Annotated in this window: 15 protein-coding genes; 11 read left to right on the top strand and 4 right to left on the bottom strand. The window is 49.9% G+C overall.

Annotated elements, in window-relative coordinates:
- Positions 1-40: 40 nt before the first annotated feature.
- From ACYU8Y_RS12220 to pfkA, 8 genes are all read left to right on the top strand, one after another.
- A complete protein-coding gene (locus ACYU8Y_RS12220) occupies positions 41-586 on the top strand; it encodes a GNAT family N-acetyltransferase (RefSeq protein ID WP_460937500.1) in 546 nt (181 codons plus the stop codon).
- Positions 583-1,650, top strand: coding sequence for a pseudaminic acid synthase (pseI, locus tag ACYU8Y_RS12215; protein WP_460937498.1), 1,068 nt, complete (start codon positions 583-585; stop codon positions 1,648-1,650). The genes ACYU8Y_RS12220 and pseI overlap by 4 nt, the downstream gene beginning before the upstream one ends.
- A 77-nt stretch (positions 1,651-1,727) precedes the next feature.
- Entirely contained in the window at positions 1,728-3,224 is a 1,497-nt protein-coding gene (locus ACYU8Y_RS12210) for a lipopolysaccharide biosynthesis protein (RefSeq protein ID WP_460937496.1), read from the top strand.
- 49 nt (positions 3,225-3,273) lie between these two features.
- Positions 3,274-4,080 (top strand): FkbM family methyltransferase, encoded by an 807-nt coding sequence (locus ACYU8Y_RS12205; RefSeq protein WP_460937494.1) that lies wholly within the window; start codon positions 3,274-3,276, stop codon positions 4,078-4,080.
- 86 nt (positions 4,081-4,166) lie between these two features.
- On the top strand, positions 4,167-5,153 hold the full coding sequence (locus ACYU8Y_RS12200; protein WP_460937492.1) for a hypothetical protein: 987 nt from the start codon (positions 4,167-4,169) through the stop codon (positions 5,151-5,153).
- Complete coding sequence (locus ACYU8Y_RS12195) at positions 5,150-6,472, top strand: glycosyltransferase family 4 protein (protein WP_460937490.1); 1,323 nt, start codon at positions 5,150-5,152, stop codon at positions 6,470-6,472. Before ACYU8Y_RS12200 ends, ACYU8Y_RS12195 begins: the two co-directional genes overlap by 4 nt.
- A gap of 59 nt (positions 6,473-6,531) precedes the next feature.
- Positions 6,532-7,302 carry a glycosyltransferase family 2 protein gene (locus ACYU8Y_RS12190; RefSeq protein ID WP_460937488.1) on the top strand — a complete coding sequence of 257 codons (771 nt, stop codon included), beginning with the start codon at positions 6,532-6,534 and terminating at the stop codon, positions 7,300-7,302.
- Positions 7,303-7,537: 235 nt separating this feature from the next.
- Positions 7,538-8,512, top strand: coding sequence for a 6-phosphofructokinase (gene pfkA / locus ACYU8Y_RS12185; protein WP_460937486.1), 975 nt, complete (start codon positions 7,538-7,540; stop codon positions 8,510-8,512).
- Positions 8,513-8,558: 46 nt separating this feature from the next.
- On the opposite strand, the gene ACYU8Y_RS12180 is transcribed toward pfkA, so the two are convergent.
- Positions 8,559-9,371, bottom strand: a complete 813-nt coding sequence (locus ACYU8Y_RS12180) for a YdcF family protein (RefSeq protein WP_460937484.1) — start codon at positions 9,369-9,371, stop codon at positions 8,559-8,561.
- Between the two features lie 102 nt (positions 9,372-9,473).
- On the opposite strand from ACYU8Y_RS12180, the gene ACYU8Y_RS12175 reads away from it, so the two are divergent.
- Positions 9,474-10,952, top strand: coding sequence for a thioredoxin-like domain-containing protein (locus ACYU8Y_RS12175; protein WP_460937483.1), 1,479 nt, complete (start codon positions 9,474-9,476; stop codon positions 10,950-10,952).
- 36 nt (positions 10,953-10,988) lie between these two features.
- On the opposite strand, the gene ACYU8Y_RS12170 is transcribed toward ACYU8Y_RS12175, so the two are convergent.
- Together ACYU8Y_RS12170 and ACYU8Y_RS12165 are read right to left on the bottom strand one after the other, a co-directional pair.
- On the bottom strand, positions 10,989-11,900 hold the full coding sequence (locus ACYU8Y_RS12170; RefSeq protein ID WP_460937481.1) for a DUF58 domain-containing protein: 912 nt from the start codon (positions 11,898-11,900) through the stop codon (positions 10,989-10,991).
- A 178-nt stretch (positions 11,901-12,078) separates the two neighbouring features.
- A complete protein-coding gene (locus ACYU8Y_RS12165) occupies positions 12,079-12,513 on the bottom strand; it encodes a septal ring lytic transglycosylase RlpA family protein (RefSeq protein WP_460937479.1) in 435 nt (144 codons plus the stop codon).
- A 273-nt stretch (positions 12,514-12,786) separates the two neighbouring features.
- On the opposite strand from ACYU8Y_RS12165, the gene ACYU8Y_RS12160 reads away from it, so the two are divergent.
- Together ACYU8Y_RS12160 and ychF are read left to right on the top strand one after the other, a co-directional pair.
- Positions 12,787-13,113, top strand: a complete 327-nt coding sequence (locus ACYU8Y_RS12160; protein WP_460937477.1) for a DUF3276 family protein — start codon at positions 12,787-12,789, stop codon at positions 13,111-13,113.
- Positions 13,114-13,394: 281 nt separating this feature from the next.
- Positions 13,395-14,495, top strand: a complete 1,101-nt coding sequence (gene ychF, locus ACYU8Y_RS12155) for a redox-regulated ATPase YchF (protein ID WP_460937475.1) — start codon at positions 13,395-13,397, stop codon at positions 14,493-14,495.
- Positions 14,496-14,530: 35 nt separating this feature from the next.
- On the opposite strand, the gene ACYU8Y_RS12150 is transcribed toward ychF, so the two are convergent.
- Positions 14,531-15,829 (bottom strand): type IX secretion system plug protein, encoded by a 1,299-nt coding sequence (locus ACYU8Y_RS12150; protein WP_460937473.1) that lies wholly within the window; start codon positions 15,827-15,829, stop codon positions 14,531-14,533.
- Between the last annotated feature and the right edge of the window lie 75 nt (positions 15,830-15,904).

Genomic DNA, 15,904 nt, shown 5'->3' with positions numbered 1-15,904 from the left:
AATACGTAATTCGATACGTCAAGACGTTCTGGCTAAGACTATGCTTACTTATCGAACTGCTCAACCTGCTGATGCCCGGCTCTATTTTGACTGGGCCAACGACCCCGATACCCGTCGGCAGTCGTTCCATTCTGCGCCTATTTCGCTGGAAACGCATACGTCCTGGTTTTCCCGCAAACTAGTCGACCCCAATGCATTGCTGCTCGTCTTTAGCGATGAAACAAAGCAGCCTGTGGGGCAGGTACGTTTTGAGCGGACGCCCGTTGCTGATATGCCCGACGAAATCATCATCGGATTATCGGTCGATGCCCGTTATAGAGGCAAAGGGCTGGCCGCTCAACTCATTACGCAAGGGTGTCAGGTATGTCGGAAACAGTGGGGAGCCGTTACGATTCATGCCTATATCAAACCCGAAAATCAGGCATCGGTACGCGCCTTCGAACGGGCTGGTTTCAGATTGTCGGGCGAAAGCGGTAAATTTGACATTTCCGGTCGGGCCACGTCGGGCCAGGCCAATCCAGGCCGGACCAATCCAGGCCGGGCCGCGTCTGACAAGCCGTGTTTGCTTTACGTAAATAGTCAATGAGTAGTAATCAACCCATTCAGGTTGCCCAATATACCATCAGCCCAGGGCATCGGCCGTTTGTCATTGCCGAGATGTCGGGCAACCACAACCAGTCGCTGGAGCGAGCGCTGGAAATTGTCGATGCCGTGGCCGATGCCGGGGCACACGCGCTCAAACTTCAGACCTACACGCCCGATACCATTACGTTCAACGGCGCATCGGAGGAATTTTACATCCGGGATGCCAAGTCGCTTTGGGCCGACAAGAATCTGTACAAACTCTATCAGGAGGCTTACACGCCCTGGGAATGGCACAAACCCATTTTCGATCATGCCAAAAAGCGCGGTATGATTGCCTTCAGCTCACCCTTCGACACCACGGCGGTTGATTTTCTGGAGTCACTCGACGTGCCGCTGTACAAGATTGCTTCTTTTGAGAATACGGACCATATCCTGCTCAAAAAAGTGGCTCAAACGGGTAAGCCGGTCATTATGAGTACAGGCGTGGCCTCCGTTGCTGACCTCGACGAGTCGGTCAACGTTTTGCGGGCAAACGGGTGTAAAGACCTGATCCTGCTCAAGTGCACCAGCACCTACCCTGCCACGCCCGAAACAACCAACTTGCAGACCATTCCGCACATGCGGCAGTTGTTTGATGTACCCGTTGGCCTGTCAGACCACACGATGGGCATTGGTGCGGCTGTCGCGGCTGTCGCTTTGGGAGCCGTCGTGCTTGAAAAACACGTGACGCTGCGTCGGGCCGACGGTGGCGTCGACTCCGCATTCTCTCTGGAGCCAGACGAGTTAAAAAACCTCGTCATCGAAACCGAGCGGGCGCACCTCGCTATGGGGCAGGTCAGCTACACACTCACGCCAAAGGAAGAAAAGAGCCTCCAGTTCAAACGGTCACTGTATGTTGTGCAGACGGTGAAAGCAGGAGAACTATTCACCCCCGAAAACGTCCGCAGTATACGCCCGGCCAATGGTCTGCACACGCGCTACTACAACGAAATCCTGGGCAAAACGGCTACCATCGACATCTCCGCAGGCACAGCGCTGACGTGGAATCTAATTGCGAATGAGTGAATGATTGAGTGATTGAATAGAAGCGTGCGGCAACTATTCAATCACTCAATCATTCACTCATTCGCTCATTCTCACCAATGGGTATTATAAAACGGCAAACCATTCAGAGTTCGATTTACACCTACGCGGGTGTGGCGGTTGGCTTTTTTACGCAGGGGCTTTGGTTTCCGAATTTATTTGAAGGGACTCAGGTAGTCGGGTTGCTGACGTTGCTGATTTCGCTGGCCCAGGTACTGGCTCAGGCATCGAACCTGGGCGTGAATGGCGCAGGCGGACGGTATTTTCCGTTTTTCCGAAATGCCGAGAAGCAGCATAATGGGTATTTGTTCATTGCTTGCTTAACGACGCTTGTTGGTTTCAGCCTGTGCGTATTGGGTCTATGGCTGGCGCGCCCCTGGATTGTTGAGTGGTATCAGAAAGACTCGGCCCTGTTCGTCGACTATTATTATCTGCTCATCCCACTCACCTTATTTACAGTCTATTTTACCGTTTTCGATAACTACGCCCGGTTGCTCTACGACCCCGTTACAGGAACGCTCCTGCAACAGTTTGTACAACGCATTCTAATCCTATTAGCGGGGGGACTGTACTGGCTGGGCTGGGTTACGCTGCCGCAATTTCTGGGCGTTTGGCTAATAGCCTTTTTTGTTCCGTTGGTATTGATGGTCATTAGTGTTGCCCAGGATGAGGCTCTGTTTCTCAATCGCAAGTTTGTATCCATCGGGGCGGATTTACGCCGGAACATGACACGTTATGCCGGATTAACCTTTACCTCAGCCCTGTCAACGCAGATTGTCTGGACAATTGACAAATTTATGATTAACAGTAAACAGGGCCTTGGCGATACCGGCATTTACGGTACAGCCTCTTACTTTGCCACGGTCATTGCCATTCCTGCAACAACTCTGTATAAGGTTTCAGGTACACTGATTGCCGAATCGTGGAAAACGAACGACCTGGAAAACATTGCCAGTATTTACCGAAAAAGCTGCCTGAATCAGTTGATTGCCGGCTGTCTGGTATTTGTCGGTGTGGCCGCTAATTTGCCCAGCGTATTTCGCTTTCTCCCCCCCAGTTACGAAGCGGGTTATTATGTGATTTTATGGCTTGGGCTGGGGAAACTGATCGATATGGCAACCGGCGTAAACGGTGTTATTCTAAACACATCCCGCTATTACACTTACGACTCGTTGTTTTTTGTGGTACTCGTTTTCATTACCATTGCGGCCAACTTATACCTGATACCTCGTTTCGGCATCAACGGAGCGGCAATAGGAGCCGCGCTGGCAACAACGTTATTTAACCTCGCCCGGACGCTGTTCGTGGGTATTGCCTTTAAAATGCAGCCATTTACCTGGCGAAATCTGATTGTCATTTTACTGGGTCTCGCTGTTTGGTGGGTTTCGGTACAAATTCCATATCCTGATTCTGAAGCGCCGAAATGGCGATTCATTCTGGACATCGGCTGGCGTTCAGCGTTAATTGCGGGGCTGTTCGGTGGATCAGTTGTCGCCCTCAGACTATCATCGGATATTAATCAGACAGTGGCCGGGTTGAAAAAACGTTTTCTTTAATTTTTGTCGGGTTCCTGCCTCAGCCTGACAGAACCATTCAGTTTTATATATGTGGGTCTTTCGCTTTTTATTTACGGAAACAGCCCGGCTTCTGCGCTCAGCGGAAGGGCGTCGGTTGCTGGGGTTAGCCCTGCGGTACGGCAGTAAGCCGCGCAACCAGGCTACGGATGTTACGTTTGGAAAGTACCGATTTCGGGTGCCCGATGCGCTGTCGTTTGTCTGGCAATTCCGGGAGATCTTCGTGGATGAGTTTTACCGATTCTACACGACGAGTGCCACGCCCGTCATTTTCGATTGTGGTACCAACATTGGCACGAGCGTCGTTTATTTTCATCAGACGTACCCCAACGCCCGAATTGTGGCCTTCGAAGCCGATGAGCAAATCAGCGCCATTCTGCAGGATAACCTTCGGAAAAATCAGATTTCGGGTGTCGATGTCGTCACCAAAGCCGTCTGGACAAATGCCGAAGGCATCTGGTTCGGGAGTGATCAGGCCGACTCGGCGTCAATTTTCTCGCCAACTGACCGCAAACTCGTTCCTTCCGTCCGATTACGCGATGTTTTACTGCGCGAAACCCGAATCGATATGCTCAAAATGGACATTGAAGGGGCCGAAACAGCGGTGCTGACGGACTGCCATGATGCGCTCGCCCACGTGCAAAATCTTTTCGTCGAATTTCATGCGTACCTCGATCACCCGCAAACCCTGGCGGAGGTCATTCAGGTGCTTGAAGCCAGTGGTTTTCGGTACTACATCAACACCAGTCAGTACCGCCATGCTCCGTTGGTCAACCATCGCTACAAAGGCAACGACAGCATGGATTTACAATTGAATATCTTTGCGTACAGAAAATAAGTTTGTGGTTTGTTGGTAGCGGATCATACCCGCGAAAGAAACTAGCCCATTAGCGAACCAACAACAGACTACACATAACAAACCAAATGATCGACAAAATACTTTCTCGTCCTGAGTTTCAGACTGAACCACCGGTGCTGGTAGACATCGGGGCATCGGGGCAATTGCATGGCCGCTGGAAAGCGTTTGCCAAGTATGCCGTGTGCATTGCCTTCGATGCTGACGACCGCGACTTTGGTTATGTAGAAAGTGAGTCCGGGCATTTTCGGAAGCTGTACACGTTCAATAATATTGTTACTGGACCAATGGCGGGCGAGGACGGCAAAGAAATGGAAAGTCCGAATCAATCAGACTTCTACCTGACTGTCTCACCCCACTGTTCCAGCTTGTTACGCCCCAGGCCCGATCTGATTCAGGAATACGCGTTTGCGCCCAAGTTTGAACCAACTAAAGTGGTTCAATTGAAAACGCGGAGTCTTCGGTCAACGCTCGATAGCCTGAGCATAAAGCAGGTCGACTGGTTTAAAACCGACTCGCAGGGAACCGATCTCCGGCTATTTCGCAACCTTGGTTCAGAACGGGCCAAACAGGTTATCACCGCCGAATTTGAGCCGGGCATTGCGTCAATTTACGACGGCGAAGACAAGCTTTATCAGGTCCTGCAATTTATGGAAGAAACGGGCAGTCACTGGCTCGCCGAACTGATTCCCAAAGGCTCACCCCGTATCACGCCCGCTTTGTTAGATAGCTTCACCAGCCAGCCATTGCTGAAGAAGTTTGTTTTGTTTTCGTTGAAAAACAGCGCTGTTTGGGGCGAAATGACCTACCTGAACCGCTTTGCCGACGAAACGACGCTTACGCAACGCAATTTGTTACTGGGCTGGGTTTTTGCGACAACGCTGAAGCAGCATGGCTTTGCCTTGATTTTAACCCAGAAAGCCAAAAGTCTTTTTACGGATCCAATTTTCGCCGAGATGGAAGCCTATTCCCGTCGGCGGATTTGGGGGCGCGTAGTTGGGCTGGGCTTTTGGCCCGAGGTCGTTAAAAAATTCGATAAACTAGTAGGGCGGTGAGAGTTACGCACCTGAGCAACTACCACTTATTTGGCGGGGCAGCCGTGGCGGCCAACCGGCTTCACCGGGCCTTGCAGAAACAGGTGTGGACAAATCACAGCATTGAGAGTACGATGCTCGTAGGCGTACCCAATCGACTCGAAAAACACCGACCCGAGCCGGGTGTGCTTTACCTGGCAAACAATTTTCTGGCCGAGCAAACGGCTTTCGGGCGATTTGTGGCCGAACGATTGTATTTTCTGCCTCACGAGCGCGACCCTTCGGTGCGGTTTCAGTTTTCTCCCGCCAGGTTTGGCGCTAACCTTAATTTCCACCCCGCCATTCAACAGGCCGATGTATTGCATCTGCACTGGATCAACTTCGGTTTTTTATCGCTCAACGGGCTTCGGTCCCTGTTTGCCCTGCAAAAACCCATCGTCTGGACATTACATGATCAATGGGCCTTTACGGGTGGCTGCCATTACTCGCGCGGCTGCGATCATTTTCTAAGCCATTGCCGAAACTGCCCTTATCTGAAAAAGCCCGGTGAGCATGATTTGTCGGACAACGTCTTCAGGCAGAAACAGACGCTTTTCCGTAACGCGAATGTCCATTTCACCCCACCCAGCCACTGGCTCGCCAATGAGGCCCAACGTAGCGCGTTACTTCATAAATTTCCGTTTACGGTGATTCCCTATGCTATTGATCAGATGGCTTTCCGGCCAATGGATCGAGCGGAGGCTAACGCGCAGCTTAACCTGCCTACTCTAGACCAGCAGTCAACCACTCGCCCCGCCCGGCTTTTGTTTGGTAGTGCCAACGTGACGGATGTTCGCAAAGGATTCAGGCAATTTGCCGAAGCCCTGACGTTACTCAACCAGCAATACCCCGACCTGACCCCCGAAATCATCCTATTCGGCAAGGGCCGCTCTTACCTGTTCAACGAGTTGCCCTATACCGTTCGGCACCTTGGTTTATTGACAGCAGAAGAAGACATTGTGGCCGCCTACAACGCAGCCGACGCGATGGTTGTCCCTTCGTTGGAAGACAACCTTCCCAACACGGTCATTGAGGCCCTGGCCTGCGGCACGCCCGTAGTGGGTTTCCGAACGGGTGGGATTCCCGAAATGATCGATCACGAGCAAAATGGCTATCTGGCTGATATTGGGTCGGCACAGCAACTCGCCGATGGGCTGGCGTTCATTTTAATGCATCCTGATCCCGAGGAGTTACGGCAGAATGCCCGTCAGTCGGCCGAAGCGCGTTTTTCAGAAGATGTCGTAGCCCGGAAACATATTGATTTGTACAAAAAAATGTTGACTGATAGATTGAGTGAATGATTGAATAGGTGCGCCAGTTATTCAATCATTCACTCAATCTATCAGTCAATCATTCATCTATGTCGCCAACCATCTCCATCATCACCATTACCTACAATGCCGAGCGGTTTCTGGAACGCACGATCAGGAGTCTTATTGACCAGCAGGCAACGGATATCGAGTATATTGTGATTGATGGAGCCTCTACGGACGGGACGTTAGGCATTATTAAGCACTACCAATCAACCATCACACACTGGCATTCTGAACCTGATCGGGGGCTGTACGATGCCATGAACAAAGGGCTTCACCAGGCCACCGGGCAGTACGTCTGGTTTATGAATGCAGGCGACGAAATTCACGATTCCAGCACATTGGCAAAGCTTCTGGCCCGCATCAATGCAACCCATGCCGATGTGTATTATAGTGACGCGCTCTTTGTGCGCGACGTCTTTGAGCAGGGGGCTGTTCACACGGTTCCGGTTGGCTTACGCAGCCAGGTAACCCCCCATGCTTTGCCCAAAAATTTGACCTGGCACGATATGGCGCTCGGTATGAAAGTATGTCATCAAGCCTTTGTTGTAAAACGGGTCCTGGCCCCCGACTATCTGCTCAATAACCTGAGTGCCGATTTAGACTGGGAAATTCGCTGCCTGAAGAAGGCCCAAATGATTGAATATGTGCCTTTTGTCTTGTGTAAGTATTTGATTGGTGGGTTATCGGTACAGCAACATCGCCAGTCGCTCACGGATCGATTCAAGGTTCTCGTCCGGCATTTTGGTCTACTGACTACGCTACTCAATCACATTCAGATTGTTCGACGAGCTAGGCGGTTCAAAAGCAGTACATAATTTGCAGCAAGTTGATGGCGGAAAAACAATATTTCGTGGGACGATGAAAAGAGATAGAGCAAAATAGAAAAGCAAAAACCAGTATGTTTCAGCCTTTTTGTGAAATTTGTGTGAAAACAATGGGATAATTCCCAGGTCAGTGCCCATAGATTGATAAATGCGGATAAATTTGCGGGGTTTAAAACGATACCCTCGTAACCGTTTGTGAAATTTCCTTAAATAATTGATTTAACCTATGAAACGAGTAGCTGTTTTTACCTCGGGTGGGGATGCACCGGGTATGAACGCCTGTATCCGGGCTGTGGTTCGGGGGGCGGTCTATCACGGGCTGGAAGTTTTCGGTATCCGCCGGGGGTACAGCGGAATGATAAATGGCGACATTTTTCAGATGTCTTCGCACTCGGTAAGCAATATCGTACAACGCGGAGGTACCATTCTGAAATCGGCCCGCAGCAAAGAATTCATGACTCCCGAAGGCCGTGCCAAAGCATACGATCAACTTAAGAAATTTGATATTGAGGGCTTAGTGGCCATTGGCGGAAACGGTACCTTTACGGGGGCCACACTTTTTTTCGATGAGTACGGTATTCCAACGGTTGGTGCACCCGGCACCATCGATAATGACCTTTACGGAACTGACCATACCATCGGCTTCGATACAGCCGTTAATACGGCGCTTGAAGCCATTGACAAAATCCGCGATACCGCCGATTCACACGACCGGATTTTCTTTATTGAAGTTATGGGCCGCGACTCCGGCTACATTGCTATTCAGTCGGGAATTGCGGGTGGCGCCGAAATGGTGATGGTACCCGAAGTTCTGACGCCCATCTCGGAAGTCATCGAAACGCTGAAATCGGGTTGGAGCCGTCAGAAATCCTCTTCCATTGTGGTCATCGCGGAAGGGGAAGAAGCCGGAAACGCTACGGAGATCGCCGAAAAAATACGTCAGCAAATCCAGTCCGACATCGACATGCGGGTTACCACCCTGGGGCACATTCAGCGGGGCGGTATACCAACTGCCTACGACCGGATTCTGGCCAGCCGCCTGGGGCTTGGCGCACTGGAAGGCTTAATGAATGGCGAACAGAATGTAATGGCGGGTATAATTAACAACGAACTGGTCTACACACCATTCCGCGATACCATTCGGCTACCCAAGCCAATTAGTGAAGATCTACTAAGAATGGTGAAGATTCTGTCTGTTTAACAGGCGTTTATGAATAGCCCTACAAGGTTTTGGCTACCTTGTAGGGCTATATATACCCGGCGATTTTGTACGTTAGATAGCCAACCATCTCCCGAACCAGATAATACGAGTCAAAAAAAGCGGACTCGTGCGGCAGCAGCCATTCACCGGGCAGAAATGACCGTTCTCTGCTAAAAAAGCTACCGGCAAAAGGCGTTACCTGAACACCCTCTTTCCGAAAGCAGCCTACCGCCCGACGCATGTGCCAGGCCGAGGTAACCAATACACATCGGTTTGTATTGAACCGTTTTCGGAGCACTTGAGCGGTGAAGAGCGCATTTTCGTGCGTATTTCGCGAGGCATGCTCCAGAATAATGTCGGCCGGATGGACACCCGCCACCACCAGAAACTGAGCGGTCATTTCTCCTTCGTCACTTGCCTGCTTGGCCTGTATGGGTAAATCGCCGTTACCGCCACTGATCAGAATTTTTTGCACGGCCCCCGTTTTGTACAGAAACAAAGCCTGCCCAGCCCGGTCGACTTCCCGGCCCAGCAAAAAACGAGACGTACCATATTTTGTGGGTACCGATACTGGTACTTGTTTCAGCGTGTTTATCAAACTGCCCGTCAGAACAACGGCAATCCGCTTCGTAGAATCAGTCGAAGCTGCCAGATTAGATTGAATCGGATACTCCCACCACAAGGCCAGCTCATTCATCAAAAACGAATTACCGAATACCCAGAAAATCACGAGTCCTATACCAAGCCATCGGCGCCGGGAGTGCGCCTTTTTCGCAAAAAACGCCAGTAACAGGGTGCTAATGAGCCATCCAGCGGGCGTGAGCAGGTACGTAATCGTTTTAGAAAAGAAATAAAACATAGACTATAGCGGACATGGCAAGCGTTTTGATAGATGACAAACGTACCAGTAAAATACCGTAAATTTGGCTCTATTCTGCTGCGAAGATACGTACCACCCTATATGAAAAAACTCCTCATAGCCACCCTGCTTGGGTTAGCGTTATTACCCCAGGCCTGGGCCCAATCAACTCCGTCAACCACCAGTGAAGGCTTTCGAATTACGGGGCGCATCAAGGGTCTGAAAGACACAACCTGTGTGCTGGCCCACTATTATGGCGCAACCCAGTACATCACTAAAGACACAGCCCGGGTGGATGGCGGAGGAAACATGGTTTTTGAAGGCAAAAAAACATTACCCGAAGGACTCTATCTTGTCGTAATGCCGAAGAAGGGATATATCGAGTTGTTAATGACCAACGATCAGCAGTTTGCCTTTGAAACCGATACCGCCGACGTTATCAAAAATATGAAGATAACGGGGTCTAAGGAAAACGAAGCCTTTTATGGCTACCAGCAGCAACTCGGTAAGCTGTCGGAGGAAGCGCAGGCACTGAATGCACAGAAGAAACTACGCAATGATGCAGCGTCGGTGGCCTCGGTCAATAAGCAGTTAGGCGATTTGCAAAAAAAGGCAAACGAATATCGAACAAAGTTTCTTCAGGATAACACAGGCACGTTCGCGGTTAAACTCCTCAAAGCAACGGCCGAACCCGACGTACCAGCCGCTCCCAAAGCGGCCAATGGCCGCCCTGACTCGGTCTGGGTATTCAACTATTTCAAGCAACATTTTTGGGATGATTTCGACTTCTCTGACGACCGATTTGTCAGAACCCCTATCCTGCAGCGCAAAATCGAGCGGTATATCAAAGAGCTAACCGTGCAGGTGCCCGATTCGCTTATTAAAGAAGCAGACTTTTTAGTCAACAAAGCCGTAGCCGGGAAAAACAAGGATGTCAAATACCAGACGATTTATTACATCACCAGTCAATATGAGCAACCCAAAGTGATGGGTACCGACGGCCTGTTTGTGCACATGTTTGAGAAGTATTACAAGACGGGCGTGATGACGGTTTCGGACTCGTCGACGCTAAAAAGTATTGGCGAACGGGTGGCCACCATGAAGCCTAATTTAATTGGAAAAACGTTGATTTCGCCGGTCATCAGCGATACCCTGCGCCGGCCCATTGCGTTTCAGAACATCAAAGCTGACTATACAATTGTTTTCTTTTATTCGCCAACGTGTGGGCATTGCCGCGAGAGCGCGCCCAAGCTGAAGAAATTTGTGGATGATTACAAAGGCAAAGGCGTTGAGGTCGTAGCGATTGCCATCGATCAGAACCCGGAAGACTGGAAGAAGTTCATTAGAGAATTTAAACTGGGCAATGCCATCAATGGCTACGATTATTCTGCCCGCACCGACTATCGGCATCAGTATGACGTCTGGACTACGCCGACGGTCTATGTCCTCGATAAAGACAAGAAAATAATTGCCCGCAAGCTACCGGCCGAGCAGATTGAAGATTTCATGCTGTTCCATAAACGGCAGCAGGCTACGAAAAAGCCGGTTACTGCCTCGGTCAAAGCGAGTGTAAACAAATAACTCAGATCGCACGGGCGTCCGTGCGATCTGAGTCACTTACCTCATTTTAGTACGTTTCACCAGATAAGCCTGCAGAATCTGATCGAAGCCCTGAGCAATATCGGCCTCGATGAAGTCAATTTTATATTGGCCGCAACGCATTTTTAATTCCTGAAAATAGGTTTTCACGGCTTGCTGGTAGGTTTCGCGTACTTGCCCTGGCTGGACTTTGACCTTCTCCCCCGTTTCAAGGTCGATAAACTCATAGGGGCGTTCATCAAATGCGAAATCCTCCTCCGTTTTTTTGTCCGTCACGTGAAATAGCAGCACCTCATGCAGATTATGACGCAAGTGTTGTAAGGCAGAAAACAGCGCGTCTGCCTTTTCACTATTGTCGAACATATCGCTGAAAATAACGACCAGCGATCGTTTATTAATCTTTTCGGCTACCTGGTGAATTACATCGGCGGCTGAGGTTTTACGTAGCGGCTTAGGTTGCTGCATAAGCAGATCCAACTGAGTGAATAGCTTGTGTACATGCGAAGGCGTTGACTTTACCTGCGTCTGCAAGTCAATCTGATCGGCAAAGGTTGTCAGGCTGACGGCGTCCTTTTGCCGTTGAAGCATATAAGCCAGACAGGCCGATGCCATGACACTGAACGTCATCTTGCCGTAGTTGGCTTCTGGATAATACATCGACGACGAGGTATCAATCAGCAAGTGACAGCGCAGATTTGTTTCCTCTTCATAGCGTTTGACAAATAGCTTTTCGGTTTTCCCAAACACTTTCCAGTCGATATACCGCGTGGTTTCGCCGGTGTTGTAGAGCCGGTGTTCAGCGAATTCTACCGAGAAGCCATGAAAGGGCGATTTATGGAGCCCTGTAATAAATCCTTCGACCAATTGACGAGCCAGAAATTCGACGTTTCCGAACGAACGTACCTGGCCAAGATTAAGGGGTTGTTTCATACAAGGGGTTTGAAGGTAGTAGTCTGAGGTTCGACGTTGGCCATCCGTGCAGCCGGCTATTTTTGCGGAAGTCAACTACAATCTAATTTATAGAACGCAAAAAACGAACCGTTCGACATTTCTGGCAGGAATTGCACAAAGAAATATCGAACGGCTCTGATAAAAGGGCCAAACCGGATTACATAACGGGTTCCAGCATCGGCTGAAAAGCAACCGGTGTCGTAAAAGCAGAAGGTGTCATGGCCATAGCCTGACCTTTGCCAACAACCCGGAGCGATACATTAGCAATGCCTTTCGAAACCATGCCAAGTGCATGCGCTGCGGCAAGGGTAAGATCAATGACACGCCCTTTTGAAAAAGGCCCCCGATCATTGATTCGTACAATTACTGACCGTTGGTTATCGAGGTTCGTAACTTCTACCAACGTGTTTAAGGGCAGGTGAAGGTGGGCACCTTCAAGGGATTCTGAGCTGACGCGCTCACCATATGCGGTCTTACGACCATTGAACTTCTTGGAATAAAAAGACGCTTTGCCTTTCTGTATGAGGCTCGGGAGAGCCTCCGCCGGGTTTATGTTGCTAAAAAACAACATAAGGGACATGATCAAACTCATACAGCTCTTGGTTACGTGAAAAAAATAGGCGTAAGGCATGTCAAAAAACTTTCTACATACCGTCCGCCCCCAAAAAGTGCAATTCCTGCAAAACAAAGATAGGTTACAGAAGCTTTATAACCAAGCCTTTAGCCAAAAAACTGTGGAATGGCCTCCACAAAGTCGCCCGTTTTTGAGGTGAAATAGCCCCAAAATATATTTAAGTGTATTCTTTTTGTTCTATCCTGATAGAATGTACTTTAGCATCTGTTAATTGACTAAACCGACTAGATTGTGGACGAAAAAGACCGGGAGAAAATTTATTCGAAGCGGGTTCGGGCGGGGAAACGAACGTATTTTTTTGACGTTAAGTCAACCCGCACAAACGACTATTATTTAACCATCACCGAAAGCCGCCGACACCCACAGGGCGAGGGATTTGTGTACGAAAAACATAAGATGTTTCTCTACAAAGAAGATTTCGATAAGTTTGTCGAAGCCCTCCAGGAAACGGTCGGCCACGTCAAAACCGAACTCATGCCCGAAGTTGATTTTTCTCAATTCGTTCAGCGGGAGCGGGACGAACAGGATGATTTCGCCAGCGAATTAAAGTGGGAATAACTAAATCAATCTAGACGGGATGGCCGCGAGCGACTCCCTAACCAATTGCGAATGAACTAGACTTTACTATCCGATTTCTCATATAACAAACCTGATTCTTTACCCACCGTTCACGTAGCCATCGGCCTGTCAATGCCGAAGGCTTTTTTTGTGGTCCGCCATTACGGTTGTATTTTTGCAAAAAATAATAAAGAGCGAACGGGTGCAAGAGCGAATTGTCGCTCTACTCTCACGCTGGAACGCCAGCTCGGTCTTTCGCTCTTTCGCTCTTTTACTTTCTTATGGGACTTCAATGTGGAATCGTGGGTTTGCCCAATGTTGGGAAATCAACGCTGTTTAATGCCATTTCGAGCGGTAAGGCCGAAGCCGCCAATTACCCGTTCTGTACAATAGAACCCAATGTGGGGGTTGTAACCGTACCCGATGAACGCCTGGACGCGCTCGAAGGGCTCGTAAAACCCCAGCGTGTTGTGCCAACCATTATTGAATTCGTTGACATTGCCGGATTGGTAAAAGGCGCCAGCCAGGGTGCCGGGTTGGGCAATAAGTTTTTGGCCAACATCCGGGAAGTTGATGCCATCGTGCACGTTGTTCGGTGCTTCGAAGACGATAACATCGTTCACGTCGAAGGAAAAGTGGATCCCGTATCCGACAAGGAAGTCATTGACGCCGAATTGCAATTGAAAGATCTGGACTCGGTCGATAAAAAGATTCAGCGAATCGACAAAGCCGCTCGTGTGGGCGATGCCAAGGCGAAAGCCGAACTGGAAATCCTGAAACTTTACAAAACAGCGCTCGAAGCGGGTAAAAGTGCCCGTACGGTTCAGATAGCGCCCGAAGAAGCCGAAGCGGCCATCGGTGACATCTCATTGATGACGGTGAAACCCGTCATTTACGTAGCCAACGTAGACGAAGGGTCGCTGCCAAACGGAAATAAATACTCAGATGCTCTTCGGGAAGCCGTAAAAGATGAAGGCGCCGAAGTGATCGTGATCAGCGCTGGAATTGAAGCGCAGATTGCCGAAATGGAGGACCCTGAAGAGCGTGAACTCTTTTTGGGCGAATATGGCCTGACCGAATCAGGGTTGAGTAAACTGATTAAAGCCTCCTATAAACTGCTGGGCCTGATTACCTACTTCACGGCGGGCGTTAAAGAGGTTCGCGCCTGGACGATTCACCGGGGCTGGAAAGCGCCCCAGGCAGCTGGCGTGATCCACTCCGATTTCGAGAAAAAATTCATTCGGGCACAGGTAATGAAACTGCCCGACTTCGCCCAGTTTAAAACCGAAGCGGGTGTTCGGGAAGCGGGTAAGCTAGCCGTGGAAGGCAAAGAATACGTTGTGCAGGACGGCGATATTATGGAATTCCTCCATAGCGCCTAACTGTAATGCGGATCGCAGGGCGGTCCCGATCCGCGTCACTTGCGTTTGTTCACCCCTACCCGACGATAGGCGATCAGTTGATCGGCGCGGGAGGCTGGCGGACGATGGTAAACAAATATTTCGTAATCGTTTTCGGTGGATGAGAAACTTCCTTCAATGAAGTTCTCATCCACTTTTGGTTGCGGCCCGTTTGTGGCAACCACATAGTCGTAATTGTAAACGCCTTGTTTCAGCATCATCGTAGCCCGGTAAGCACCTAACAAGGGGTCATACGCCATCCGGTTTCGGTCGGTGAGCTGCCAGAAGTTAAAGGCCCCATTTACGTACACATCGAAGCCGGACACTTCCGGTGTTTTGAGCGTAAAAACCGTTTCAATATAATCGGCATTGGTCGCGCCGTTGCCCGTTTCCCGATGGTCGATTACGAACTGGCCGTTGAAATCGTCGCTTTGAATATACACGCCCCGGTTGCGCGGCTGATCGACCTGTATATAGGCAATATTCCGGTCGGCAGGGCGGTCGATGCGGTCGATGTAATTGGCACGGGACAGGATCGTGCGGGTATCGAAAAACCGAAACTCGTTGCCGCCCGGCATGGTATTGCTTAAATCAATGAGCCGGTAGTCCAATACCTGTTCAAACGCCTGCACATTGGTTGGTCGCAGCCCCCGAATTTCCCGGTCGTCGCGGTAGTTCTGGCGAATAACGACTTTGAAGTCATCCTGGGGAGAAATAACCTGATAGCCTCTGTAATTCAGGCTCATATCTATTTGCTGATCACTAAACTGGCGGGCTGGGTTCGACGAAAAACGGACGTCGGCTGCCACCGTTACCCGATTCTGGTAGGTACAGAACCGGCGCGTAAACAGGATATTGTTCCGATTTCGCTCGTCATACACGACCAGCACGTAATTACCGGGCAACTTCACCCGTGGCAGGGTAAACCGGTAATGATAATACGGAATCTTGGTATTGATCGAAATCTGGTAATCGGTTATGGGGTTGTCGTTGTATTCGTACGTGAACTCGATATCGTTCAGTATCGATCGTTGCCAATCGGCATTGCAATGCACGAGCCGCGCCCGAAAAGAGCGGTAGTTGGCCGTCAGGTCGTCGAATTCGAGTTGCAGGGCCACAGCCTCATCCAGCGAAATAACGGGCGGATTGAGCGTTAAAGCAGGGTCCAGTTGGTTGGCGCTGACTTGCGGAAACAGCAGTACGGTCTCAATTTTGGGGTCATAGATGTGGTCAATGGTTTGAAGCTGTTGCGCCCGTGAAGGCACTACCCGCAGCAGGCAAAACAAAACGGTAAAAATTCTAAAGGAATTACGCATCAATCTGTTTTTATTGTACTCCATTTAATAAATGAACGCCATGACGCTGTCAGGATTATACAGCCTTATCAACAT

This window comes from Spirosoma humi, assembly GCF_054776575.1.
The sequence above is the reverse complement of the archived record's forward strand: the minus strand, read 5'-3'. Positions and strand labels throughout refer to the sequence as shown.

Excerpts from the sequence above, each read along its gene's own strand:
- ychF (WP_460937475.1), top strand. The coding sequence starts at position 13,395 with ATGGGACTTCAATGTGGAATCGTGGGTTTGCCCAATGTTGGGAAATCA.
- ACYU8Y_RS12190 (WP_460937488.1), top strand. The coding sequence starts at position 6,532 with ATGTCGCCAACCATCTCCATCATCACCATTACCTACAATGCCGAGCGG.
- ACYU8Y_RS12210 (WP_460937496.1), top strand. The coding sequence starts at position 1,728 with ATGGGTATTATAAAACGGCAAACCATTCAGAGTTCGATTTACACCTAC.
- ACYU8Y_RS12165 (WP_460937479.1), bottom strand. The coding sequence starts at position 12,513 with ATGAGTTTGATCATGTCCCTTATGTTGTTTTTTAGCAACATAAACCCG.
- ACYU8Y_RS12150 (WP_460937473.1), bottom strand. The coding sequence starts at position 15,829 with ATGCGTAATTCCTTTAGAATTTTTACCGTTTTGTTTTGCCTGCTGCGG.
- ACYU8Y_RS12180 (WP_460937484.1), bottom strand. The coding sequence starts at position 9,371 with ATGTTTTATTTCTTTTCTAAAACGATTACGTACCTGCTCACGCCCGCT.
- ACYU8Y_RS12205 (WP_460937494.1), top strand. The coding sequence starts at position 3,274 with ATGTGGGTCTTTCGCTTTTTATTTACGGAAACAGCCCGGCTTCTGCGC.
- ACYU8Y_RS12170 (WP_460937481.1), bottom strand. The coding sequence starts at position 11,900 with ATGAAACAACCCCTTAATCTTGGCCAGGTACGTTCGTTCGGAAACGTC.
- ACYU8Y_RS12200 (WP_460937492.1), top strand. The coding sequence starts at position 4,167 with ATGATCGACAAAATACTTTCTCGTCCTGAGTTTCAGACTGAACCACCG.
- ACYU8Y_RS12220 (WP_460937500.1), top strand. The coding sequence starts at position 41 with ATGCTTACTTATCGAACTGCTCAACCTGCTGATGCCCGGCTCTATTTT.
- pfkA (WP_460937486.1), top strand. The coding sequence starts at position 7,538 with ATGAAACGAGTAGCTGTTTTTACCTCGGGTGGGGATGCACCGGGTATG.
- pseI (WP_460937498.1), top strand. The coding sequence starts at position 583 with ATGAGTAGTAATCAACCCATTCAGGTTGCCCAATATACCATCAGCCCA.
- ACYU8Y_RS12175 (WP_460937483.1), top strand. The coding sequence starts at position 9,474 with ATGAAAAAACTCCTCATAGCCACCCTGCTTGGGTTAGCGTTATTACCC.